The sequence below is a fragment of the Pseudomonas sp. 43NM1 genome (assembly GCF_002836905.1).
GTDB classification, from domain to species: domain Bacteria; phylum Pseudomonadota; class Gammaproteobacteria; order Pseudomonadales; family Pseudomonadaceae; genus Aquipseudomonas; species Aquipseudomonas prosekii.
This window is the reverse complement of sequence record NZ_MKGS01000133.1, coordinates 17424-41964: the sequence shown is the minus strand read 5'-3', so window position 1 is coordinate 41964 and position 24541 is coordinate 17424. Positions and strand designations below refer to the sequence as shown.

The following is a 24541-nucleotide window of genomic DNA, read 5'->3' as shown; positions in this document are numbered from 1 at the left end:
GAGACGCCAATGGCCACGTTCGAACCCGGTCACCTGCACTTCGAGCGCCACGCGCTGAATGACGACGACGTCAGCTACAACCTGTGCCTCGACTACGAGGTGTCGGAAGATCCGCAGGATGGCAAAGGCATGCAGTTCACCTTGCATGGCAGCGCTCAAGGCAAGGATTTTAACGAGTCGTTCTTTTTGCCCAAGGATCAGGCCTACAACTTCGCCAGCAACGTGACGAAAATCGTCGAGAAATACGGTATTCCGAAAACCCATAGCAGCATCGGTTCGGTGCACAAGCATTACGACGCGATGTTTGAAGATGTGCGGGTGCAACTGGACATGAAATCGGGCGATCCGGTGAAGCCTGAACACTTGGAGTGAATCCAGAGGCCACCCCTCACCCTAACCCTCTCCCCAGGGGGGAGAGGGGACTGACCGAGTTGCATATTCGAGCGACATCGACCTGAAAGCCCGAGTCGAACTCAGGCCTTGAAAGCAACAGAGATCGGCCCCCTTTCCCCCTCTCCCCAAGGGGGATAGCGGACTGACCGAGTTGCATGTTCGAGCTGCATCGACCTGAAAGTCCGAGTCGAACTCAGGCCTTGAAAGCAACGGAGATCGGCCCCCTCTCCCCTCTCCCCTTTGGGGAGAGGGCTGGGGTGAGGGGTGGTTTCAACTCCACCTCCAAAGGCATGAGGGGACTGCCCGAGTTGCATATTCGAGCGACATCGACCTGAAAGTCCGAGTCGAACTCAGGCCTTGAAAGCAACAGAGATCGGCCCCCTCTCCCCTTTGGGGAGAGGGCTGGGGTGAGGGGTGGCTTTCAACTCCACCTCCAAAGGGATGAGGGGACTGCCCGAGTTGCATATTCGAGCGACATCGACCTGAAAGCCCGAGTCGAACTCAGGCCTTGAAAGCAACAGAGATCGGCCCCCTCTCCCCTCTCCCCTTTGGGGAGAGGACTGGGGTGAGGGGTGGTTTTCAACTCCACCTCAAATCTCAAGATTTCACCCCAGCCCTCCACCAAGGCATACTTGCCACCCTCCGCACTCCAGAATCAAAAACCGCCCCATGCGTATCCACGTCAGCTTCATCGACCGCGTCGGCATTACCCAGGAAGTCCTGGCCCTGCTCGGTGGGCGCAATCTCAATCTGGATGCGGTGGAAATGGTCCCGCCCAACGTCTACATCGACGCCCCGACTCTGAGCCCCGAAGTGCTCGAAGAGCTGCGCGATGCGTTGCTCAGCGTCCACGGCGTGCAGGCCATGACGGTGGTCGACATCCTTCCCGGCCAGCGCCGGCACTTGCAACTCGACGCGTTGCTCGCGGCCATGACCGACCCGGTGCTGGCTCTGGACAGCGCCGGTAAAGTGCTGCTGGCCAACCCGGCGTTGATCGCGTTGTACGGTCGCGAACCGGCCGGCGAAAGCATCGCCGAACTGTTTGCCGACCCGGCGTTGCTCGACACCTTGCTGGAAAACGGCTTCCGCCTGCCGCTGCGCGAAATCACCGTCAACGGCCAGACTCTGCTGCTCGACGCCACGCCAATCACCGACGCCGGGGCGCTGCTGACGCTGTATCAACCGAATCGCATCGGCGAACGTCTGTCGGCGCTGCACCACGATCACGCCGAAGGTTTCGACGCATTGCTCGGCGAGTCCCCGGCCATTCGCACCTTGAAGGCCCGCGCCCAACGCGTGGCAGCGCTTGATGCGCCGCTGTTGATCCAGGGTGAAACCGGCACCGGCAAAGAACTGGTGGCGCGCGCCTGTCACGCCATCAGTGCCCGGCACAGTGCGCCGTTCCTCGCGCTGAACTGCGCGGCGTTGCCGGAGAACCTCGCCGAAAGCGAGCTGTTCGGCTATGCGCCCGGCGCTTTCACTGGCGCGCAACGCGGTGGCAAACCGGGGCTGATGGAACTGGCGAACCAGGGCACGGTGTTTCTCGATGAAATCGGCGAAATGTCGCCGTACCTGCAAGCGAAGTTGCTGCGCTTTTTGAACGACGGCAGTTTCCGCCGGGTCGGCGGTGATCGTGAGGTCAAGGTCAACGTGCGGATCCTCAGCGCGACCCACCGCGACCTGGAAAAAATGGTCAGCGAAGGCACGTTCCGCGAAGATTTGTTCTACCGCCTCAACGTGCTCAACGTCGAAGTCCCGCCGCTGCGCGAACGTGGCCAGGACATTCTGCTGCTGGCGCGCTATTTCATGCAGCAGGCCTGCGCGCAAATCCAGCGCCCGGTGTGTCGTCTGGCGCCGGGGACCTATCCGGCGCTGCTCGGCAATCGCTGGCCGGGTAATGTCCGGCAATTGCAGAACGTGATCTTCCGCGCGGCGGCGATTTGCGAAAGCAGCCTGGTGGATATCGGTGATCTGGACATCGCCGGCACCTCGGTTGCGCGCCAGAGTGACAGCGAAGTCGACAGCCTGGAACAGGCGATGGAAGAGTTCGAGAAAACCCTGCTGGAAAAACTCTACGTCAGCTACCCCTCGACCCGCCAACTGGCCAGCCGCCTGCAAACCTCCCACACCGCGATTGCCCATCGCCTGCGCAAGTACGGGATTCCCAATAAGCCGTAAGGCCGCCATCGCGAGCAAGCTCGGCTCCCACATTGAGCGGGGTTGGCCACAAATCTGCTGAACACCGAAGATCCCTGTGGGAGCGAGCTTGCTCGCGATAGCGGTCTGTCCTTCAAATCCGTGCTGGCTGACACACTGCAATCGCGAGCAGGCTCACTCCTACAATGAGCGGGGTTGGCCACAAATCTGCTGAACACCGAGGATCCGTGTAGGAGTGAGCCTGCTCGCGATAGCGGTCTGTCCTCCAAAATCAATGTTGACTGACATGGCCCCATCGCGAGCAAGCTCGGCTCCTACAGGGGCTGTGTCTGGGCCAAAAGCTGTTCAAAAGCGACTTCCACCTGTACTGAAAGCGCTACAGCGGAACGATATCGATACACCCTCCCCTGATCACTGCTGTGCAAGGCTTTGATCCGCATAAGCTTTTTTCCCTCTCTTGTTCTGTAGCGATATCGCTACACGCCTGCCATTCCAGCAATGCCCACAATCCTCCAAACCATTGATTCCTATGTAGAAAACAACATTGGCCGCGATTTTGCTTAGTTACCACTCATAAATAAGGGCTTTCCCCGCCCAAGCATTCAATCGCGTCCACCAGACGAGTCTGGCCCCTTTAGGAGTTTCCATGAGCGAGTTGCGTTTTACTGAAGATCACGAATGGCTGCGCACCGAAGCTGACGGCAGCGTTACTGTCGGCATCACCGCTTTCGCGCAGAACGCCTTGGGCGACGTGGTTTTCGTACAACTGCCGGAGCTGCAGTCCTACGAGCAAGGCGCCGAAGCCGCCACCGTGGAATCGGTCAAAGCCGCCAGCGGCGTATACATGCCGCTGGATGGCGAGGTGCTCGAAGTCAACCCGGCGCTCGACAGCAGCCCGGAACTGGTCAACGAAGATCCGCTGGGCGAAGGCTGGTTCTTCCGTTTCCAGCCAAAAGACCCTGCGGCAGTCGCCAAACTGCTGGATCAGGACGCCTACGACCGTCTGATCAAAGCCAACGCCGAAGCCTGAGGAGCCGCCATGACTATTAATCTGAGCACCGCCAACGAATTCATCGCGCGCCACATCGGCCCGCGTTCCGGCGATGAGCAAGCCATGCTCAACAGCCTCGGTTTCGACTCGCTGGAAGCCCTGAGCGCCAGCGTCATCCCGGAAAGCATCAAGGGCACCAGCGTCCTCGGCCTCGAAGATGGCCTGAGCGAAGCCGATGCGCTGGCGCTGATCAAATCCATCGCCGGCAAAAACCAGCTGTTCAAGACCTTCATTGGCCAGGGCTACTACGGCACGCACACGCCGTCGCCGATCCTGCGCAACCTGCTGGAAAACCCGGCCTGGTACACCGCGTACACGCCGTACCAACCAGAGATTTCCCAGGGCCGTCTCGAAGCGTTGCTGAACTTCCAGACGCTGATCAGCGACCTCACCGGTCTGCCGATCGCCAACGCCTCTTTGCTTGACGAAGCCACCGCGGCTGCCGAAGCCATGACCTTCTGCAAACGCCTGAGCAAGAACAAGGGCAGCCACGCCTTCTTCGCTTCCGCGCATTGCCACCCGCAAACCCTCGACGTATTGCGCACCCGTGCCGAGCCATTGGGCATTGACGTTGTGGTCGGCGACGAACGCGAACTGACTGACGTGACGCCGTTCTTCGGCGCGCTGCTGCAATACCCGGCGAGCAACGGTGACGTGTTCGATTACCGCGAACTGACCGAACGCTTCCACGCCGCCAACGCGTTGGTCGCGGTCGCCGCCGACCTGCTGGCCCTGACCGTGCTGACCCCGCCGGGCGAATTCGGCGCTGACGTGGCCATCGGCAGCGCGCAACGTTTCGGCGTGCCGCTCGGTTTCGGTGGCCCCCACGCCGCTTACTTCTCCACTAAAGATGCGTTCAAACGCGACATGCCGGGCCGTCTGGTCGGCGTCTCCGTCGACCGTTTCGGCAAACCGGCGTTGCGCCTGGCGATGCAGACGCGCGAGCAACATATCCGCCGCGAGAAAGCCACGTCGAACATCTGCACCGCGCAGGTATTGTTGGCCAACATCGCCAGCATGTACGCCGTCTACCACGGCCCGAAAGGCCTGACGCAAATCGCCAACCGCGTGCACCACCTGACCGCGATTCTGGCCAAAGGCCTGGACGCATTGGGTCTGAACGTCGAGCAAGCCAACTTCTTCGACACGCTGACCCTCAACACTGGCGCCAACACCGCCAAGCTGCACGACAAGGCGCGCGCCCAGCAGATCAACCTGCGTGTGGTCGATGCTGATCGTCTGGGCCTGTCCCTCGACGAAACCACGGCACAAGCCGACGTCGAAACCTTGTGGGCGCTGCTGGCCGACGGCAAAGCGCTGCCGGACTTCGCCGCCCTCGCCGCTTCCGTGCAGAGCACGATTCCGGCCGAGCTGGTGCGTCAATCGCCGATTCTCAGCCACCCGGTGTTCAACCGTTATCACTCGGAAACCGAGCTGATGCGCTACCTGCGCAAGCTCGCCGACAAGGACCTGGCGCTGGATCGCACGATGATTCCGCTGGGTTCCTGCACGATGAAACTCAACGCCGCCAGCGAAATGATCCCGGTGACCTGGGCCGAGTTCGGCGCCCTGCACCCGTTCGCCCCGGCCGAGCAAAGCGCCGGTTATCAGCAACTGACCGATGAGCTGGAAGCGATGCTTTGCGCCGCGACCGGTTACGACGCGATTTCGCTGCAACCGAACGCCGGTTCGCAAGGTGAATACGCTGGTTTGCTGGCGATTCGCGCTTATCACCAGAGCCGTGGCGATGAGCGTCGCGACATCTGCCTGATCCCTTCGTCCGCCCACGGCACCAACCCGGCGACCGCCAACATGGCGGGCATGCGCGTCGTCGTCACCGCGTGCGATGCCCGTGGCAACGTCGACATCGAAGACCTGCGCGCCAAAGCCATCGAGCACCGCGAACACCTCGCGGCGCTGATGATCACATACCCGTCGACCCACGGCGTGTTCGAAGAAGGCATCCGCGAAATCTGCGGCATCATTCATGACCACGGCGGCCAGGTTTACATCGACGGCGCCAACATGAACGCGATGGTCGGCCTCTGCGCACCGGGCAAGTTCGGCGGCGACGTGAGCCACTTGAACCTGCACAAAACCTTCTGCATCCCGCACGGCGGTGGCGGCCCGGGCGTTGGCCCGATTGGCGTGAAATCGCACCTGACGCCATTCCTGCCGGGCCACGCGCAAATGGCTCGCAAGGAAGGCGCGGTGTGCGCGGCACCGTTCGGCAGCGCAAGCATTTTGCCGATCACCTGGATGTACATTCGGATGATGGGCGGCGCCGGTCTGAAGCGCGCTTCGCAATTGGCGATCCTCAATGCCAACTACATTTCCCGTCGCCTCGAAGAACATTACCCAGTGCTCTACACCGGCAGCAACGGCCTGGTCGCGCACGAATGCATCCTCGATTTGCGCCCATTGAAGGACAGCAGCGGCATCAGCGTCGATGACGTCGCCAAACGCCTGATCGACTTCGGTTTCCACGCGCCGACCATGTCGTTCCCGGTCGCCGGCACGTTGATGATCGAACCGACCGAAAGCGAATCCAAGGAAGAACTGGACCGCTTCTGCGACGCGATGATCCGCATCCGCGAAGAGATTCGCGCGGTGGAAAACGGCACGCTGGACAAGGAAGACAATCCGCTGAAAAACGCGCCGCACACCGCAGCGGAAATCGTTGGCGAGTGGACCCACCCGTACAGCCGCGAGCAAGCGGTGTACCCAGTGGCTTCGTTGATCGAAGGCAAATACTGGCCACCGGTCGGTCGCGTCGACAACGTGTTCGGCGACCGCAACCTCGTGTGCGCCTGCCCGTCGATCGAAAGCTACGCTTAAACGTATAAGGGGCGGGTTTACTCGCCCCATTCAAGAACACCGCATACCCCTGTAGGAGCAAAGCTTGCTCGCGATAGCCGCTACACGGTCTATCTGATGAACCGCGTCATCGTTCATCGCGAGCAAGCTTTGCTCCTACAGGTTTGCGTTGCGCCTATAACAAGAAACCGGAGAACCACTCATGTCGTTAAGCGTGTTCGACCTGTTCAAGATTGGCATCGGCCCTTCCAGCTCGCACACCGTCGGCCCGATGCGGGCGGCTGCGCGTTTTGTCGAAGGTTTGCGCCGTGAACAACTGCTGGCGGCAACCGCCTGCGTCAAAGTCGAGCTCTACGGTTCGCTCGGCGCGACCGGCAAGGGCCACGGCAGCGACAAAGCCGTGTTGCTCGGCCTCGAAGGCGAACACCCGGACACCGTGAACACCGAAACCGTCGCTGAGCGTCTGCAAGAGATTCGCAGCAGCGGTCGCTTGAACCTGCTCGGTGAGCATTCCATCGAATTCAATGAAAAACTGCACCTGGCGATGATCCGCAAACCGTTGGCCTATCACCCCAACGGCATGATCTTTCGCGCGTTCGATGCCGCGGGCCTGCAGATTCGCAGCCGCGAGTACTATTCCGTTGGCGGCGGGTTTGTCGTCGATGAAGACGCCGCCGGCGCCGACCGCATCGTCGAGGACGCCACGCCGCTGACTTTTCCATTCAAGAGCGCCAAGGACTTGCTTGGGCATTGCGCCACTTACGGCTTGTCGATCAGCCAAGTAATGATGACCAATGAAAGTGCCTGGCGTCCGGAAGCGGAAACCCGCGCCGGGCTGCTGAACATCTGGCAAGTGATGCAGGATTGCGTCGCCGCCGGTTGTCGCAACGAAGGCATCCTGCCCGGCGGCCTCAAGGTCAAACGGCGCGCCGCAGCGCTGCATCGGCAACTGTGCAAGAACCCGGAATCTGCGCTGCGCGACCCGCTGTCGGTGCTCGACTGGGTTAACCTTTACGCGCTGGCGGTCAACGAAGAAAACGCCAACGGCGGACGCGTGGTCACCGCGCCCACTAACGGTGCGGCCGGCATTGTCCCGGCAGTTTTGCATTACTACATGCGCTTCATCCCCGGCGCCAATGAAGACGGCGTCGTGCGTTTTCTGCTGACGGCGGCGGCAATCGGCATTCTTTATAAAGAGAACGCCTCGATCTCCGGCGCCGAAGTGGGTTGTCAGGGTGAGGTCGGCGTCGCTTGCTCGATGGCCGCCGGGGCCTTGTGCGAAGTCCTCGGCGGCAGCGTCTCGCAGGTGGAAAACGCTGCCGAAATCGGCATGGAACACAACCTCGGTCTGACCTGCGACCCGATTGGCGGACTGGTGCAAGTGCCGTGCATCGAGCGCAATGCGATGGGCTCGGTGAAAGCCATCAACGCGGTGCGCATGGCGTTGCGCGGCGACGGCCAGCATTTTGTCTCGCTGGACAAGGTCATCCGCACCATGCGCCAGACCGGCGCCGACATGAAAAGCAAATACAAGGAAACCGCCCGTGGCGGTTTGGCGGTCAACATTATTGAGTGCTGATGCGCGCGCATTGGCCTTTGCAGACTTTTTCAGGAGCTGAATATGTCCACCGAACAATTGCTGAAAACCCCGTTGCACGCATTGCACCTCGAACTCGGCGCGCGCATGGTGCCGTTCGCTGGCTACGACATGCCAGTGCAATACCCGCTGGGCGTGATGAAAGAACATCAGCACACCCGTGAGCAGGCCGGGTTGTTTGATGTTTCGCACATGGGCCAGATCCGCCTGACCGGCGCGAATGCCGCCAAGGCTCTGGAAACCCTGGTGCCGGTGGACATCATCGACCTGCCGGTGGGCATGCAGCGTTACGCGATGTTCACCAACGAGACGGGCGGCATCCTCGACGACTTGATGGTCGCCAACCTCGGCAACGACGAATTGATTCTGGTGGTGAATGCGGCGTGCAAGGATCAAGACCTCGCGCACTTGCGTCAGCACCTCAGCGATCAGTGCACCATCGAACCGCTGTTCGAAGAACGCGCGTTGCTCGCGTTACAAGGTCCGGCCGCTGTGACCGTACTCGCGCGGCTGGCGCCAGACGTGGCGAAAATGACCTTCATGCAGTTCGCCCGCGTCGAGCTGCTGGGCGTTGAGTGCTTTGTCAGCCGTTCGGGCTACACCGGCGAAGACGGTTTCGAAATCTCCGTACCGGCCGCGAATGCCGAAGCCCTCGCCCGCGCCTTGATGGCCGAGCCGGAAGTGGCGGCGATTGGCCTTGGAGCGCGCGACTCATTGCGTCTGGAAGCCGGCCTGTGTCTGTACGGCCACGACATGAACAGCGAAACCACGCCGATCGAAGCCAGCCTGTTGTGGGCTATCTCCAAACCACGACGTGCCGATGGCGCGCGGGCGGGCGGTTTCCCGGGCGCGGAGAACATCTTCGCGCAGCAACAGGGCGGGGTCAGTCGCAAACGCGTCGGCCTGCTGCCACAAGAACGCACGCCGGTGCGCGAAGGCGCGGAAATCGTCAATGAAGCAGGCGAGATCATTGGCAGCGTTTGCAGCGGTGGATTCGGCCCGACACTGGGCGCGCCATTGGCGATGGGTTACGTGGACAGTGCGTACATCGCGTTGGATACGCCGGTCTGGGCGATAGTGCGTGGGAAAAAGGTGCCTTTGCTTGTAAGCAAAATGCCATTTGTTGCACAACGCTACTACCGTGGTTGATTGACTGTTTCTATAAGTAACGCGGTTGCGTTAACAGTGCACTAATGTGTAACGCAACCGCCATAAAACAGTGCAAGTTTTCGATTACGAACTTGGCTTATAACGAACGAAAACAATTGAAACACTCAATCGTCTAAGCCTGCACTAGCGACATCGCTAACAGCCACCAAGCCGAGCAAAACCGGGCCTCTCGCGGGGGCTTGTTTTTTATTGGCTAGTTGGCGTAGAGTCTCTCCACTGTGTTTGCATGGGTCGCTTGGAATCGTGACCTGGGCAGTAGCCTACAAGTTAGCTACATCCCGTTCGACGTCTTCTTACTCTCCTGCAACCAGCCCCAGTACTCTTTCATGAGAAGGAGACTGTCATTAATTATTGCGTCAAAGGAAATAAGAAATGTCCCAACGTCAGAGCGGTACCGTCAAGTGGTTTAACGACGAGAAAGGTTTTGGTTTTATCACTCCTGAAAGCGGTCCGGATCTGTTCGTGCATTTCCGCGCCATTCAGGGCAACGGCTTCAAGAGCCTGAAAGAAGGCCAGAAAGTGACTTTCGTTGCAGTGCAAGGCCAGAAAGGCATGCAGGCTGACGAAGTACAAGCCGAAGCCTAACCTTCTGTTACGAAAAAGCCCCTGATGCTGACATCAGGGGCTTTTTTGTGCGCGTAAATCCGTAAAATGGCCTTCTTTTTTCGCCCCGAGGCTGCCATGTCGAAACACCTGCTCAAACCCCAGGGCGACTTCCCCGCCGCCACTTTGGGCCGTCGCCTGGCAGCGATGTTCTACGACTTCCTGTTGTGCACCGCCCTGCTGATCGTCACCAGCGGCGTGTACAAGATGATTCAGATGGCAATCATCGGCGAAGACCGCATGCGCGCACTGACCGAGGCCGGGGCGCTGGATGGCGATCCGTTGCTGTCGACCGTGCTGTTGTTTGTGCTGTTCGGGTTCTTCGCCAAGTTCTGGACCTGGTCTGGCCAGACCTTGGGCATGCAGGTGTGGTGCATTCGCGTACAGAACGCGGATGGCTCGTCCATCAGCCTGTGGCAGGCGTTGTTGCGCTTTGTGGTGTCGATTGCGTCGTGGTTGTGCGTAGGGCTGGGGTTTATCTGGCCGCTGTTTGATAAGCAAAAGCGCAGCTGGCACGACATGTATTCGAATACGCAGCTGGTGCGGATTCCGAAGAAGACCAAATAACTCAGCCTCAGCGAAAACCAAATGTAGGAGTGAGCCTGCTCGCGATAGCTGTGTGATCGTCGACATCCATGTCGACTGATGCGCCACTATCGCGAGCAGGCTCACTCCTACAGGTTTTTGTGTTTGCCTGATAAGCCTCAGGCGTTACCGGCCAGCTTCATCCGCGCCGCCTGGGTGAAGTCGAGCATGCGCTTCAACGGTCGGATCGCCTGCGGAATCAGTGCCGGATCGACAAAGATCTCGTTCGTCCCTTCCTTCAAGCTCTTCAGCGTGCGCTCAAGCGTGTTCATCGCCATCCACGGGCAATGCGCGCAACTGCGGCATGCGGCGCCGTTGCCGGCCGTTGGCGCTTCGATGAAGACCTTGTCCGGGCACAGCTGCTGCATCTTGTAGAAAATGCCGCGGTCGGTAGCAACGATCAGCGTCTTGTTCGGCAGGCTTTGCGCGGCGGCAATCAACTGACTGGTAGAGCCGACGGCGTCCGCCAGCTCGATCACCGCGGTCGGTGACTCCGGGTGCACCAGAATCGCGGCGTCCGGGTATAGCGCCTTCATGTCTTCGAGCTGCTTGGACTTGAACTCTTCATGAACGATGCAGGCACCGTCCCATAGCAGCATGTCCGCGCCGGTCTTGCGCTGGATGTACGTGCCCAGGTGCTTGTCCGGGCCCCAGATGATGGTCTCGCCGTTGTCCATCAGGCTTTCGACGATCTCCAGCGCACAGCTCGAAGTCACCACCCAATCCGCTCGAGCCTTGACCGCCGCCGAGGTGTTGGCATAGACCACCACCGTGCGCTCCGGGTGTTGGTCGCAGAACGCGGAGAACTCGTCCACCGGGCAACCGAGGTCCAGCGAACAAGTCGCTTCCAGTGTCGGCATCAGCACGCGTTTTTCAGGGTTGAGGATCTTCGCCGTTTCGCCCATGAACTTCACGCCGGCGACCACTACAGTCTTGGCCGGATGGGCATTGCCGAAGCGCGCCATTTCGAGGGAGTCGGAGACGCAGCCGCCGGTTTCTTCGGCCAGGGCCTGAATCACCGGATCACAATAGAAGTGGGCCACCAGCACCGCGTCCTGAGCCTTGAGCTCGGCAGCGATGGCAGAACGGTAATAGGCCTCTTCCTCGCTCGTCAGCGGCTTGGGCTGCTTGGCGTCGAGGTGAGCTTGAACCAGTAGGCGTTCAGAAATTTGCGTCATGTTCGCAAGACCTGCGGGCGCTTTCGCGCGAAAGTCGAGTATACACCCGGCTCCGGACCACAAATGGGTACCGCCGGGAGAGTGAGTATTCATCAGGCACAGCGTTGGAGCCGGGCAAGGCTACAGAATATCCCGTAGATGCAAAAGATGATTCTGACTTGTGTCGTGCGCCGTTGGGCGGAGGCAAATCGCAGGCAAAAAAAAATCCGGAAATCCTCACTTGCGTGGGCCTTCCAGACTTTTAAAACTGCTACAAAAATGGTGGGTCGTGTGGGATTCGAACCTACGACCAATTGGTTAAAAGCCAACTGCTCTACCAACTGAGCTAACGACCCGCTGTGTGGTGGCGCGTATAATACTGATTTTTAAGGACTATTCAACACCTAATTTGAAATAAATCAAAAATAAGGGGTTGGGTCGCTGATTCCGGCGGCGGCGAAGCCTTCGGAGCGCAGGCGGCAGCTGTCGCATTTACCGCAGGCGTAGCCTTTATCGTCGGCCTGATAGCAGGAAACCGTCAGCCCGTAATCAACGCCGAGCTTCACGCCAGCCTGGACGATCTGTGCCTTGCTCAGGTTCTGCAGCGGCGCCTGGATGCGGAAGCCGTTGCCCTCGACGCCAGCCTTGGTCGCCAGATTGGCCATGCGTTCGAACGATTCGATGAACTCGGGACGGCAATCCGGATAACCGGAATAATCCACGGCGTTGACACCAATAAAGATGTCACGCGCGCCGAGCACTTCGGCCCAGCCCAGCGCCAGAGACAGGAACACCGTGTTGCGCGCTGGCACGTAAGTCACTGGGATGCCTTCACCCGCCTCTTCCGGCACGTCGATGCTAGTGTCGGTCAAAGCAGAACCGCCCATACCGTCGAGGTTCAGGCCAATAACCTTGTGCTCGACCACGCCGAGGTCGCGTGCGACGCGTGCAGCGGCGTGCAATTCGGCGTGGGAGCGTTGGCCGTAATCGAAGCTCATGGTGTAGCAGCTGTAGCCTTCTGCGCGGGCCATGGCGACGACCGTTGCCGAGTCGAGGCCACCGGACAGCAGGATTACTGCGCGTTTTTCAGTCGTGTTCAATTGTTCGGTCATCTCAGCGCCCCGGCTCGTCATTCCAAAGATATTTATGCAGCTGCAATTGCAGACGCACTGGCAGGTTGTCCGCCACCACCCAGTCAGCCAGCTCCCGTGCATTCAAGTCGTGGTGACTTGGGGAAAACAGCACTTCGCCGGCACGTCGCTCCAGACCGTACTGGATCAACTTGGACACGGACCAGTCGTAGTCTTCCCGCGAGCAGATGACGAATTTCACCTGGTCGTTGGGCGTCAGCAGGTCGATGTTCTCGTAGCGGTTGCGATGCGCTTCTTTCGATCCTGGCGTTTTCAGGTCGACGACGCGACTGACGCGCGAATCTACCGCCGAGATGTCGATAGAGCCACTGGTTTCCAGTGACACTTCGTAACCAGCGTCGCACAACTGCTTGAGTAACGGGATGGCATTGGGTTGCGCCAACGGCTCGCCGCCGGTGACACAGACGTAGCGCGGACGATAACCGGCCACTTGCTCGAGGATGTCGTCGAGCGTGCGGATGGTTCCGCCAGTGAACGCATAAGCGCTGTCGCAGTATTGGCAACGCAGTGGGCAACCGGTCAGACGCACAAAAACAGTGGGCAGCCCGGCAGTCCGCGTTTCCCCCTGCAAAGAGTAGAAAACTTCGGTGATTCTCAATGTGTCTTGCATAGTCGCCACGGGCGTAACAGCTAAACAGGCTGTCCGCCTCCGTCAGGCTCTTCAAGGAACCCCGCCAACGCGCGAATCCCAAAAAGCGTGTTTCAGAAAAAGGGCGTGAATTCTAACGAAAAAACCCGCGACAAGCGCGGGTTTCTTCAATTCAGCTCAAGCAGGCTTACATGCGTTGCAGATCGCGTTGCGCCAACTGAGCGGCGGACGTGCCCGGGTATTGGGCCACCACCTGTTGCAGAATGCCTTTTACCTTGTCGTTATGACCGAGGCGGCGCTCTACATCAGCGAGCTTGTACAGCGAATCAGGCACTTTGGCGTGCTTTGGGTACAGCTGCGAAACCTTGGCAAATGCCTGACCTGCACCTTGCAGATCACCTTTGGCCAAATTGACTTCGCCCAACCAGTACTGAGCGTTGCCCGCGTACTGGCTGTTCGGGTATTTGCGCAGGAAAGCGGCGAAAGCCTGGCTGGCCTTGTCGAAATCCTTGGCTTTGATCAGGTCGAAGGCTGCATCGTAATACAGTTTTTCCTTCGCCGGATCACCCGGTTCACTGCTGGCGGCCGGTGCCTGAGCGGCACCCGCTCCTGCACTTGCGCCTGCAGCGGCTGCTGCACCAGGGGCATTCAACGTGCCACTGGTGGAAGAATTATCAGGAGTCGCGGCTGGTGCAACGCCGGTTCCTATGCGCCGATCAAGATCCTGGTATCGCTCCAGGTTTTCCTGCTTCATGCGCGATACATCATTTTGCAGAACTTCGATCACACCTTGTTGGCGTGAGATCTGCTCCTGCATTGATTGCAGTTGGTTGAACAGCTCGCCCTGTGCCGAGACAGGGGCCGAAACCCCTCCCCCGGCATAGGCGCCGTTCGTACCGTAACCCGCAGGCGGATAACTACTTCCGCTATTACCGGAGTTGTTGTCATCGACCACAGGAACCGCAGCCCACACCGCAAGCGGTGCGAGACTGAGAGCCAAAACAGTTACAGCACGACGGCACGTTCGCATGACGAATTACTTACGCAGTTCGACGCGACGGTTTTGAGCCCAGGACTGCTCGTCGTTGCCGGTAGCAACTGGACGCTCTTCGCCGTAGGAAACCAGTTCCAGCTGAGCTGGGGAAACACCTTGCAGTACCAGGTAGCGCTGAACGGCTTTCGCACGACGCTCGCCCAGTGCCATGTTGTACTCACGAGTACCACGTTCGTCGGTGTTGCCTTCCAGAACAACGCGAGCGCCGTTTGCTTTCAGGTCTTTGGCGTGAACGTCCAGAGCGCGCATGGCTTCTGGCTTCAGGTCCGAACTGTCGTATTCGAAGTAGAAAGTGGTGATAGCGCGCAGAGCAGCTTCTTCGCTCAGGGAGCCGTCAACTGCACCAGTGTTAGCGCCGTAACCAGCGTTTGGATCAACAGCGCCTTCACCGGCATTGTCGCCGCCTTTGGACGAGCAACCTACAGCTACAGCCATGGCCAGAGCCAGCGCAGCAAATTTACCAAACTTCAGCATTTCCATCGTGAAACTCCTAATGAACCCCAGTGTGTTAAGCAAATCTTTTTGTAGCGCCGCGTCAGTTCAGGTAAGGGGACCAGGATGGTTCTCTGACTTCGCCTTGTGCGGTAGGAAGCGGGAGCCTTACGCGTCCATTAATGGACACGAGCATCAAGACTCCCCGGCCCTGCTGGCGGGTGGCGTAGATTACCATGGTGCCGTTGGGCGCAACAGTAGGCGACTCGTCCAGAGTGCTATCAGTTAGGATTTTTACGCTTCCGCGCTGCAAATCCTGGGCCGCAACCTTGAAATTAGTGAAGCCATCCTGGCGGTGAATCATCACCAGGGTCTTTTCATCGGCCGAAAGTTTCGGGTTTGCGTTGTAGTTACCGATGAAAGTAACGCGTTCTGCACCACCACCGCCTGCGCTGGTTTTGTAGATTTGCGGTTTGCCGCCACGGTCGGAGGTGAAGTAGATGGTCGAACCATCCTTGCCCCAGAACGGTTCAGTATTGATGCCAGGGCCGTTGGTCACACGGGTGATCTGGCGCGAACCGAGGTTCATCACGTAGATATCCGGGTTGCCATCCTTGGACAATACGAATGCCAGGCGATTGCCATCCGGCGACCACGCTGGAGCACCGTTCAGGCCTTCGAAGTTGGTGATCTGCTCACGGCGGCCGGTGTCGATGTTCTGCATGAAGATGCGCGGACGGCGCTGTTCAAACGAAACATAAGCGATGCGCTTGCCATCCGGTGCGAAACGCGGCGACAGGATTGGCTCGCGCGATTGCAGCAGGGTCACGGCGCGGGCACCGTCGTAGTCCGAACGTTGCAGCGTGTAACGCGTGTTCTTCTCGGAGAAACGCTCAGCTGTCACGTACAGCAGACGCGTCGAGAACGCACCTTTGATACCGGTGAGTTTTTCGAACGACTGGTCAGCGATGTAGTGCGCCATGTCGCGCAGTTGATCAACGCTGCCCGACACGCTGCCGGTCATCACTTGCTGTTCGGTAGCGACGTTGAACAGTGCGTATTGCACCTGCAGACGACCGCCCGCCGGAACAATGCTGCCGACCATGATGTACTGGGCGCTGATCGCCTTCCAGTCACGGAAAATGATTTCGCTGGCCTGGCTCGGCTGGCTGATCATCTGCTGCTTGGCGATCGGCGAGTAGTAGCCCGAGTTGCGCAAGTCGTTACCAATGATTTCGGCCATGTCGTCCGGGAGAACGGTGCCGCCCTGGTAACCGAACGGAACTACCGCAATCGGAGTAGCCCGATCACTGCCGCTGGTGACCAGAATGTTTTTTTCGTCTGCCGTCGCTAACCCTGCCATGCAGCAGATAACGACCAGCATTCCTCGAAGAAGGTTTCTCACAAGGCTAGATCCTCAGGTGTGAATGTCATCTTGAATGAACGATACGGAGCGAAATCGCTCGGCTTCATTCCCTGCATTTCTGTCAAACGTCCAATATTTTTGACCGCCGCTACAGTAGAAGCGTCAAACGGGCCATCACCGCTGGACTTGACCACGCTGACCGAAGTCACCGTGCCGTCCGGCAACATGCCGATCTGCAACACAACTGTCATGCCTTTGCGTGCCGAAGGAGGACGAGCCCACCCTTCCGCTGCCCGAGCACGAATCAGATCATCGAAACTGCCGGCGACTTCGTCACCCTGCTCATCCGCCAAGGCCTGCTGACGCTGCGGCGTGTCGGAAAGCAAATCTGCCAGGGCCTGAGCCTTTTTATCCTCGGTAGATTTACGTGCCGCATCCTGCGCTTTCTTCTTCGCAGCATCGGCAGCAGCTTTCTTCTTCGCTTCGTCGGCGACTTTCTTCTTCGCCTCTTCAGCTTCGGATTTCTTCTTGGCGTCGTCCGCGGCTTTCTTTTTCGCGTCCTCGACAATCTTTTTCTTCGCTTCTTCAGCGGCCGCTTTCTTGGCCTCTTCTTCAGCAGCCTTTTTGGCTTCTTCTTCAGATTTCTTCTTGGCTATATCAGCCAATTGTTTCTCTTCAGCCTTTTTGGCTTCGGCGGTCTTCTTCGCTTCGTCGGCTTTCTTGGCTTCATCAGCCTTTTTAGCTTCCTCGGACTTCTTCGACTCGTCGGCCTTCTTGGCTTCCTCGGCTTTTTGAGCCGCTTCTTCTTTCTTTTGTTCCGCAGCCTTCACCGCTTCCTGCTCGACCTTTTTCTGTTCCATCTGTTCGACTTCGGTCTGGCGCGCAGCAGACTTCTGCGCTTCACCCGCAATCTTCTGATTGGTCTGGGTGGTCGCCCGACTTTTCGATTTCAGCTGGTACAGGGTCGCCTGAACAATCGGCTTGGCCGGCGGCAACTCAGGCGTCATGGCGAAACTGACAAACAGCATGCCGAAAACCAGCACGTGCAAGCCAATCGCCCAGACACTAGGCCAGAAGTAGCTTTCCGAGGCTGTTGGCTCTCGTTGTTGCTGCATCAGGGCGCCTCGGTAATCAGGCCAACATTACCGACGCCGGCTTTCTGCAACCCGCCCATGGCGCCCATGACCGAACCGTAGTCGACGGTCTTGTCGCCACGAATGAAGACTTGGGTGCGCTTGCCGTTGTCGTTGCCGGCGCTGATGATTTTGGTCACCGCGCTGGTCATCTGCGGCAAGGTCATCGCCTTGTCCTGCTGCTTTTCGGTGTCGACTTCGCTGCCAAGGTTCCAGTAATAGGTCTTGTCAGACTTGATCGAAATGGTCAGGACCTGAGTGTTGTTGTCCTGCGGCAAGGCTTCGCTGGAAACCTTGGGCAGATCAACTTTCACGCCCTGATTGAGCATCGGCGCGGTCACCATGAAGATGACCAGCAGTACCAGCATCACGTCGATGTAAGGCACCACGTTCATCTCGGCAACCGGCTTGCGCTTTTTGCGAGCTCGAGCGATTAAAGCCATTGGAAATTACCTGCTTATTCTTCGCTGGTGTGCACTTTGCGGTGCAGGATCGCCTGGAATTCGTCGGCGAAGGTGTAGTAACGGCCCAGCAAGGTTTCGCTGCGTGCAGCAAAACGGTTGTAAGCGATAACGGCCGGGATGGCCGCGAACAGGCCGATCGCGGTGGCGATCAGTGCTTCGGCAATACCTGGAGCTACGGTGGCCAGGGTCGCCTGTTGGGCAGTGGCCAGACCACGGAAGGAGTTCATGATCCCCCAGACCGTACCGAACAGACCGATATACGGGCTGACGGAACCGACGGTGGCGAGGAATGGCAGGCTCTGTTCGAGCTTTTCTTCTTCGCGGGAAATCGCCACGCGCATGGCACGGGCCACGCCTTCCATGACCGCTTCCGGGTCAACGCCTGGCTGCTGGCGCAGACGGGAGAATTCCTTGAAACCGGCACGGAAGATCTGCTCGACGCCCGAATCCGGGTCAGGGTTGCTGCCGGCCTGACGGTAGAGTTTGGACAGGTCGATACCCGACCAGAAGCGCTCTTCAAAGCTCTCCAGGGCACGTCGACCGGCGCGCAGCAAGTTGCTGCGCTGAAAGATCATGATCCATGAGGTCACCGATGCGGCTACCAGAATCAGCATTACCAACTGCACCACGACGCTGGCATTGCTGACCAGGCTCCACATGGAGGAATGGTCGACGACGTTAGCTTCCACGCTTTATCTCCTGCTTTGAGTGTTTACCCGCGCCGCTCACGTCGGCAAAGGCCGCACGTAGAGCTTCGGGAATGGCCCGGGGTTTCAAACTGTCAGTGCGCACACAGGCCACCAAAAACTGCCCTTCGCAGAGCAGCACATTATCCGTAGCCCGCCTGACCTGCTGTTTAAAGCGCAGGCTGGCACGGTTCAATTCGATTACTTCAGCGCTTACCGTCAGTTCGTCATCCAGTCGCGCCGGCGCGTGATATCGCGCTTCGCTGGAATGCACGACGAACAACAGGTCCTCCCCTGCCAGCTGGGATTGGGCAAAGCCCAGTTCCCGGAGCCGCTCGGTTCGAGCCCGTTCCATAAACTTGAGGTAATTAACGTAATACACGATGCCGCCCGCATCGGTGTCCTCGTAATAAACGCGACAACGAAATGCGGAAGGCTCAAGCCCGTTTTGCGCGCGCATACTCTAGTGCTTACTCCTCAGGTTGCCAATCCAGCCAGGCAACTGTTTTTCATTGTTTATGCAGCTTTCCAGCGAAAGATTCGTCATGTGAGCCCCTAGGACCACACAAACGCTCAATCGATCAGCCCGCAAAGGTGATTAATCGTCTACTGCATCGAGGAACTCGTCTACCACGGGCATCTCGCCCAATCGTGACGGGATGTTTAAACCGAAGTGCAGATACGCGTGTCGAGTGACCACCCGCCCCCGCGGAGTGCGCATGATATAGCCCTGCTGAATCAGGTACGGCTCCAGCACATCTTCAATGGTGTGACGCTCTTCGCTGATCGCCGCGGCCAGACTGTCGACGCCGACCGGGCCGCCGTCAAACTTCTCGATCATGGTCAGCAGCAAACGCCGGTCCTGATGATCGAAACCGCGCTCATCGACATCCAGCAAATTCAACGCGAGGTCGGCGATGGGTTTGGTGATGTGGCCCTTGGCGCGCACTTCGGCGAAATCGCGCACGCGACGCAGCAAGCGGTTGGCGATTCGCGGCGTGCCGCGGGCGCGACGGGCGATTTCGAAGGCGCCCTCCGGGTCCAGCGGCAGCCCGAGAATGCTCGCCGAACGGCTGACAATCGTCGCCAGGTCGGCGGTGCTGTAGAACTCCAGGCGCTGGACGATACCAAAACGGTCGCGCAACGGGTTGGTCAGCATGCCCGCGCGGGTGGTCGCGCCGACCAGAGTGAACGGCGGCAAATCCAGTTTGATCGAACGCGCGGCCGGCCCTTCGCCGATCATGATGTCGAGCTGGAAATCTTCCATCGCCGGGTACAGCACTTCTTCGACGATCGGCGACAACCGATGGATTTCATCGATGAACAACACGTCATGCGGCTCAAGATTGGTCAGCAGCGCGGCGAGATCGCCCGGGCGCTCAAGGACCGGCCCCGAGGTGCTTTTGATCGACACGCCCATTTCCTGGGCGATGATGTTGGCCAGCGTGGTTTTACCCAAGCCCGGCGGGCCGAAGATCAGCGTGTGGTCCAGCGATTCACTGCGCCCGCGAGCGGCCTGGATGAACAACTCCATTTGCTCGCGAACGGTGGGCTGGCCAATGTATTCGGCCAGGCTGAGGGGACGAATCGCCCGGTCCTGGACTTCCTCGCGATCACGAGGGCCCGGCGTGGCGGCAATCAGACGATCAGCTTCAATCACTTAAATCATTCCCTTCAGGGCACGGCGAATCAGATCTTCACTGCTCAAACCTTTCTCCTTGATCGAGGTAATCGCCTTGCTGGCTTCCTGCGGCTTGTAGCCCAGGGAGACCAGCGCGCTGATCGCATCACTCTCGGCGGTGACCGCCGGGGCTGGCGCATCCGGCCCTCCCGGCTGGTTCGGCACCAGTGCAAACATCGCCGGCACGGTTTCCCAGGCCTTGAAGCGGTCCTTGAGTTCGACCAGCAAACGCTCGGCAGTCTTCTTGCCGACACCCGGCACCTTGGTCAACGCCGAGGTGTCCTGGGACTGCACGCAACGTACCAGCTCATCGACTTCCAGGCTCGACATCAGCGCCAAGGCCAATTTCGGCCCTACACCATTGAGACGGATCAACTCGCGAAAAAAGTCTCGCTCACGCTTGCCGTAGAAGCCATAGAGTAACTGCGCGTCCTCGCGTACGACTAAATGGGTGTGCAACGTCAGCGGTTCACCGACCGACGGCAAGCGATACAGCGTGGTCATGGGCACTTCCAACTCATACCCGAGGCCGTTTACATCCAGAATCAGGTGCGGCGGCTGTTTCTCAGCCAGGGTGCCGCGCAAGCGTCCAATCACGTTTCAGATCCTTGAGCGTTGGCCAGCCAGGTGCTGGCGACTGACAGGACCAGGGTTTGGCGCCGACGACACAGGCGCAAAACCCTCATCCCGTAAAAATGATTGCTGATGCTATCAGAGACGCAGGCGCCCGCCACGACTGCGTGCAGTCCCGAGGCCATGCGGCAGCAGACTGGAACGGGTGTGCGCGTGACAAATCGCGATCGCCAGCGCATCCGAGGCATCGATTTGCGGTTTGCTGGTGAGTTTGAGCATGTGCATGACCATCATTTGCACCTGCTCTTTATTCGCCGCGCCGGTGCCGGTGACCGCTTGCTTGACCTGGGTCGCGGTGTACTCGGCGATTTCCAGGCTTTCTTCGGCGCCAGCAACAATGGCCGCGCCGCGCGCCTGACCAAGTTTCAGCGCAGAGTCGGCGTTGCGCGCCATGAAGACTTTTTCGATGCCCATGGTTGTCGGGCCATAGGTCTGGATCACTTCGCGCACGCCGCGATAGACGATTTGCAGGCGTTCATGCAGCTCGCCGGAACCGGTGCGAATGCACCCCGACGCCACGTAAACACAGCCGCGCCCGGTATCGCGTACCACGCCGTAACCGGTAATGCGCGAACCGGGGTCGATACCAAGGATTAAAGTCATAACGCCTGCGGGTTCAGTAAAAGCACGGTATTCACTACACGAATAACAAATGTGGGAGCGAGCTTGCTCGCGAAAGCGGTTTCATATTCAGCAACGATGCTGCCTGAAATCCGCGCTCGCGAGCAGGCTCGCTCCCACAGGGGATCTTACTCGCCCTCAACCCAGTTGCGCGGCAACCGATTCCGGGATATCGGCATTGGAATAAACGTTCTGCACGTCATCCAGGTCTTCAAGCATGTCGATCAGCTTGAGCACTTTCTCCGCGCCTTCCAGATCCAGTTCGGCACTGGTGGTCGGCAGCATCACGATTTCCGCGTCGTCACCTTTGAAACCCGCTGCTTCCAGCGCGTTACGCACCGAATAGAAACCGGCGAACGAGGTAAACACCTCAATCGAACCGTCTTCGTGGGTGACCACGTCGTCGGCGTCGGCTTCCATCGCAGCTTCCATCAGCGCGTCTTCATCGATGCCCGGCGCGAAGGAAATCTGCCCTTTGCGTTCGAACAGATAAGCCACCGAGCCGTCGGTGCCAAGGTTGCCGCCACATTTGCTGAACGCATGGCGCACGGCCGCTGCGGTGCGATTGCGGTTGTCGGTCATGCATTCGACCATCACTGCCACGCCGCCCGGGCCGTAGCCTTCGTAGGTCAGTTCGACCATGTCGTCGGTATCGGCAGCGCCGGCACCGCGCGCGACCGCGCGATCAATGATGTCGCGGCTCATGTTGGCGCCGAGGGCTTTATCCAGCGCCAGACGCAGACGCGGGTTGGAGCCCGGATCGCCGCCACCCTGACGGGCCGCAACCGTCAGTTCACGAATCCACTTGGTGAAAATCTTGCCCTTCTTGGCATCCTGACGTTCTTTGCGGTGCTTGATGTTCGCCCACTTCGAATGACCCGCCATAACTCGCTCCGAATTCTCTTTGAAACATTGCCCGCCGCGCATCAGCGCCGGCCAGCAAGAAAAAATCTCGACCTAAAGAAAAGGCGCATCCCATGAGGATGCGCCTTCAGGGTCAGCCTTACTCAGCCCGGGCTTATTCAGCCTTAGGCGTTTCGCGCAAACGAATGTGCAATTCGCGCAATGCCTTGGCGTCGACAGCGCCCGGTGCCTGAGTCATGACGTCAGCCGCGCTCTGGGTTTTCGGGAACGCGATCACTTCACGGATCGACTGCGCGCCGGTCATCAGCATCACCAGACGGTCGAGGCCGAAAGCCAGGCCACCGTGCGGCGGCGCGCCGTATTTCAGGGCGTCGAGCAGGAAGCCGAATTTCTCTTCCTGTTCCGCTTCATTGATACCCAACAGACGGAACACGGTCTGCTGCATTTCCTTGCGGTGGATACGGATCGAACCGCCACCCAGCTCGGTGCCGTTCAGAACCATGTCGTAGGCGCGGGACAGTGCGGTCGCCGGGTTGGCTTCCAGTTCCTGCGGCGTGCACTTCGGTGCGGTGAACGGGTGGTGCAAGGCAGTGAAGCTGCCGTCGTCGTTCTCTTCGAACATCGGGAAGTCGACAACCCACATCGGCGCCCATTTGCAGGTCAGCAGGTTCAGGTCGTTGCCGACCTTGATCCGCAGTGCGCCCAGGGCCTCGCTGACGATCTTGGCTTTGTCGGCACCGAAGAACACGATGTCGCCGTCAACCGCGCCAACGCGATCGAGGATCACATTGAGGTTGGCTTCAGGAATGTTCTTGACGATCGGCGACTGCAGGCCTTCGACGCCTTTGGCGCGCTCGTTGACCTTGATGTACGCCAGGCCCTTGGCACCGTAGATGCCGACGAACTTGGTGTAGTCGTCGATCTGCTTGCGCGGCATGCTCGCAGCGCCTGGAACGCGCAGTGCGGCAATCCGGCACTTCGGATCGTTGGCCGGGCCGCTGAAGACTTTGAAATCGACTTCTTTGAGCTGGTCGGCAACGTCTACCAGTTCCAGCGGGTTACGCAGGTCTGGCTTGTCGGAACCGTAACGGCGCATGGCTTCTTCGAAGGTCATGTGCGGGAATTCGCCGAATTCCAGATCCAGCACTTCCTTGAACAGGTTGCGGATCATTTTTTCGGTGATGGCCATGATCTCTTTTTCATCGAGGAAACTGGTCTCGATGTCGATCTGGGTGAATTCCGGCTGACGGTCAGCGCGCAGGTCTTCGTCACGGAAGCACTTGGCAATCTGGTAGTAGCGGTCGAAGCCGGCAACCATCAGCAGTTGCTTGAACAGCTGTGGCGATTGCGGCAATGCAAAGAACGAACCGGCGTGGGTGCGGCTCGGCACCAGGTAATCGCGGGCGCCTTCCGGAGTTGCGCGAGTCAGGATCGGCGTCTCGACGTCGAGGAAGCCGTTTTCGTCGAGGAAGCGACGGATGCTGGTGGTCATGCGCGAACGCAGACGCAGCTTCTCGAGCATTTCCGGGCGACGCAGGTCGAGGAAGCGATAACGCAGGCGGGTTTCTTCGCCAACGTCGGAGAACTCGTTGAGCGGGAACGGCGGGGTTTCCGCTTCGTTCAGCACTTCCAGTTCGTAGCCCAGCACTTCGATCATGCCCGACGCCATGTTGGCGTTGGTCGCACCGGCCGGACGCAGACGCACCTTGCCGGTGACCTTGACTACGTACTCGCTGCGCACGCGGTCGGCGGCGGCGAAGGTTTCAGCGCGATCCGGGTCGAACACCACTTGGGCCAGACCGTCACGATCACGGATATCGAGGAAAATCACCCCACCGTGGTCACGGCGACGGTGAACCCATCCGCAAAGGGTAATTTCCTGGCCTTCCAGGGCTTCGTTCAGTTGGCCGCAATAATGGCTGCGCATCATGGTAGTGGTTTCACTTCTCGTAATTCGAAATTCGGTTGGAGGTCGTGCTCACGGCAGTTGCCAGATGATGCAAGAGCTCACGCGTGTCGTTCAACAGGTTGCAAACCTAGTCAGCCTTGTCGCCGCCGGCCAGGTTTTTCTTCGAACCGGTCTTGAAGTCGGTTTCGTACCAACCGGTGCCGCTGAGGCGGAAACCCGGCATGGACAGCATCTTCTTCAGCTCTGGTGCCTGGCACGCAGGGCAGTCGACCAGCGGTGCTGCGCTGATCTTTTGAATGGCTTCCAACTGATGACCACAGGAAGCACATTGATAGTCGTACATCGGCATGGGGTTGTCTCGGTGATCAGATTGCTACCGCAAACGCAGGGTTTTGCGGCAAAGAGCGGGATTATATCGATTAAATGCG

Annotated in this window: 24 protein-coding genes and 1 tRNA gene; 8 read left to right on the top strand and 17 right to left on the bottom strand. The window is 59.1% G+C overall.

Annotated features, from left to right (window positions below; genetic code table 11):
- Positions 1-9: 9 nt before the first annotated feature.
- The 8 genes from BI292_RS12160 to BI292_RS12125 all read left to right on the top strand — a co-directional run bounded on the left by BI292_RS12160 (position 10) and on the right by BI292_RS12125 (position 10355).
- Positions 10-372 (top strand): DUF5064 family protein, encoded by a 363-nt coding sequence (locus tag BI292_RS12160; RefSeq protein WP_101208013.1) that lies wholly within the window; start codon positions 10-12, stop codon positions 370-372.
- A 690-nt stretch (positions 373-1062) separates the two neighbouring features.
- Positions 1063-2571: a sigma-54-dependent transcriptional regulator gene (locus BI292_RS12155; RefSeq protein WP_101208012.1), complete on the top strand. Its 1509-nt coding sequence runs from the start codon at positions 1063-1065 to the stop codon at positions 2569-2571.
- Positions 2572-3196: 625 nt separating this feature from the next.
- Positions 3197-3580: a glycine cleavage system protein GcvH gene (gene gcvH, locus BI292_RS12150; RefSeq protein WP_101208011.1), complete on the top strand. Its 384-nt coding sequence runs from the start codon at positions 3197-3199 to the stop codon at positions 3578-3580.
- A 9-nt stretch (positions 3581-3589) separates the two neighbouring features.
- The gene (gene gcvP, locus BI292_RS12145; RefSeq protein WP_101208010.1) at positions 3590-6439 is read left to right on the top strand and encodes an aminomethyl-transferring glycine dehydrogenase; all 2850 of its coding nucleotides are present in this window, start codon (positions 3590-3592) and stop codon (positions 6437-6439) included.
- Between the two features lie 181 nt (positions 6440-6620).
- Entirely contained in the window at positions 6621-7997 is a 1377-nt protein-coding gene (locus tag BI292_RS12140) for an L-serine ammonia-lyase (protein ID WP_101208009.1), read from the top strand.
- 42 nt (positions 7998-8039) lie between these two features.
- Entirely contained in the window at positions 8040-9164 is a 1125-nt protein-coding gene (gene gcvT / locus BI292_RS12135) for a glycine cleavage system aminomethyltransferase GcvT (RefSeq protein WP_101208008.1), read from the top strand.
- Positions 9165-9557: 393 nt separating this feature from the next.
- Complete coding sequence (locus BI292_RS12130; RefSeq protein ID WP_003175786.1) at positions 9558-9770, top strand: cold-shock protein; 213 nt, start codon at positions 9558-9560, stop codon at positions 9768-9770.
- 96 nt (positions 9771-9866) lie between these two features.
- Positions 9867-10355: an RDD family protein gene (locus tag BI292_RS12125; RefSeq protein WP_092278824.1), complete on the top strand. Its 489-nt coding sequence runs from the start codon at positions 9867-9869 to the stop codon at positions 10353-10355.
- Positions 10356-10492: 137 nt separating this feature from the next.
- On the opposite strand, the gene nadA is transcribed toward BI292_RS12125, so the two are convergent.
- From nadA to BI292_RS12040, 17 genes are all read right to left on the bottom strand, one after another.
- On the bottom strand, positions 10493-11551 hold the full coding sequence (gene nadA / locus BI292_RS12120; RefSeq protein WP_092278822.1) for a quinolinate synthase NadA: 1059 nt from the start codon (positions 11549-11551) through the stop codon (positions 10493-10495).
- Positions 11552-11810: 259 nt separating this feature from the next.
- Positions 11811-11886: transfer RNA gene (locus BI292_RS12115), tRNA-Lys, on the bottom strand.
- Between the two features lie 63 nt (positions 11887-11949).
- Positions 11950-12642 (bottom strand): 7-cyano-7-deazaguanine synthase QueC, encoded by a 693-nt coding sequence (gene queC / locus BI292_RS12110; RefSeq protein ID WP_092278820.1) that lies wholly within the window; start codon positions 12640-12642, stop codon positions 11950-11952.
- A gap of 1 nt (position 12643) precedes the next feature.
- On the bottom strand, positions 12644-13291 hold the full coding sequence (queE, locus tag BI292_RS12105; RefSeq protein ID WP_092278818.1) for a 7-carboxy-7-deazaguanine synthase QueE: 648 nt from the start codon (positions 13289-13291) through the stop codon (positions 12644-12646).
- Between the two features lie 166 nt (positions 13292-13457).
- On the bottom strand, positions 13458-14300 hold the full coding sequence (gene ybgF, locus BI292_RS12100) for a tol-pal system protein YbgF (protein ID WP_092278816.1): 843 nt from the start codon (positions 14298-14300) through the stop codon (positions 13458-13460).
- Between the two features lie 6 nt (positions 14301-14306).
- Complete coding sequence (gene pal, locus BI292_RS12095) at positions 14307-14804, bottom strand: peptidoglycan-associated lipoprotein Pal (protein WP_003178634.1); 498 nt, start codon at positions 14802-14804, stop codon at positions 14307-14309.
- A 55-nt stretch (positions 14805-14859) separates the two neighbouring features.
- Positions 14860-16140, bottom strand: coding sequence for a Tol-Pal system beta propeller repeat protein TolB (tolB, locus tag BI292_RS12090; protein ID WP_178076574.1), 1281 nt, complete (start codon positions 16138-16140; stop codon positions 14860-14862).
- A gap of 17 nt (positions 16141-16157) precedes the next feature.
- Entirely contained in the window at positions 16158-17237 is a 1080-nt protein-coding gene (gene tolA, locus BI292_RS12085) for a cell envelope integrity protein TolA (protein ID WP_092278812.1), read from the bottom strand.
- Positions 17237-17689 carry a protein TolR gene (gene tolR / locus BI292_RS12080; protein WP_163914819.1) on the bottom strand — a complete coding sequence of 151 codons (453 nt, stop codon included), beginning with the start codon at positions 17687-17689 and terminating at the stop codon, positions 17237-17239. Before tolR ends, tolA begins: the two co-directional genes overlap by 1 nt.
- Before the next feature lie 23 nt (positions 17690-17712).
- Positions 17713-18408: a protein TolQ gene (gene tolQ, locus BI292_RS12075; RefSeq protein ID WP_092278810.1), complete on the bottom strand. Its 696-nt coding sequence runs from the start codon at positions 18406-18408 to the stop codon at positions 17713-17715.
- A complete protein-coding gene (gene ybgC / locus BI292_RS12070; RefSeq protein ID WP_092278807.1) occupies positions 18398-18865 on the bottom strand; it encodes a tol-pal system-associated acyl-CoA thioesterase in 468 nt (155 codons plus the stop codon). The genes tolQ and ybgC overlap by 11 nt, the downstream gene beginning before the upstream one ends.
- Before the next feature lie 138 nt (positions 18866-19003).
- Positions 19004-20065, bottom strand: coding sequence for a Holliday junction branch migration DNA helicase RuvB (gene ruvB / locus BI292_RS12065; protein ID WP_054044994.1), 1062 nt, complete (start codon positions 20063-20065; stop codon positions 19004-19006).
- Positions 20066-20683, bottom strand: coding sequence for a Holliday junction branch migration protein RuvA (gene ruvA, locus BI292_RS12060; RefSeq protein ID WP_092278805.1), 618 nt, complete (start codon positions 20681-20683; stop codon positions 20066-20068).
- A gap of 114 nt (positions 20684-20797) precedes the next feature.
- Positions 20798-21322 carry a crossover junction endodeoxyribonuclease RuvC gene (gene ruvC / locus BI292_RS12055; RefSeq protein ID WP_054044997.1) on the bottom strand — a complete coding sequence of 175 codons (525 nt, stop codon included), beginning with the start codon at positions 21320-21322 and terminating at the stop codon, positions 20798-20800.
- 156 nt (positions 21323-21478) lie between these two features.
- Positions 21479-22225 carry a YebC/PmpR family DNA-binding transcriptional regulator gene (locus BI292_RS12050; protein ID WP_092278803.1) on the bottom strand — a complete coding sequence of 249 codons (747 nt, stop codon included), beginning with the start codon at positions 22223-22225 and terminating at the stop codon, positions 21479-21481.
- A 133-nt stretch (positions 22226-22358) separates the two neighbouring features.
- Positions 22359-24134 (bottom strand): aspartate--tRNA ligase, encoded by a 1776-nt coding sequence (gene aspS, locus BI292_RS12045; RefSeq protein WP_101208007.1) that lies wholly within the window; start codon positions 24132-24134, stop codon positions 22359-22361.
- Positions 24135-24240: 106 nt separating this feature from the next.
- Complete coding sequence (locus tag BI292_RS12040; RefSeq protein ID WP_010457489.1) at positions 24241-24462, bottom strand: FmdB family zinc ribbon protein; 222 nt, start codon at positions 24460-24462, stop codon at positions 24241-24243.
- Positions 24463-24541 lie beyond the last annotated feature (79 nt).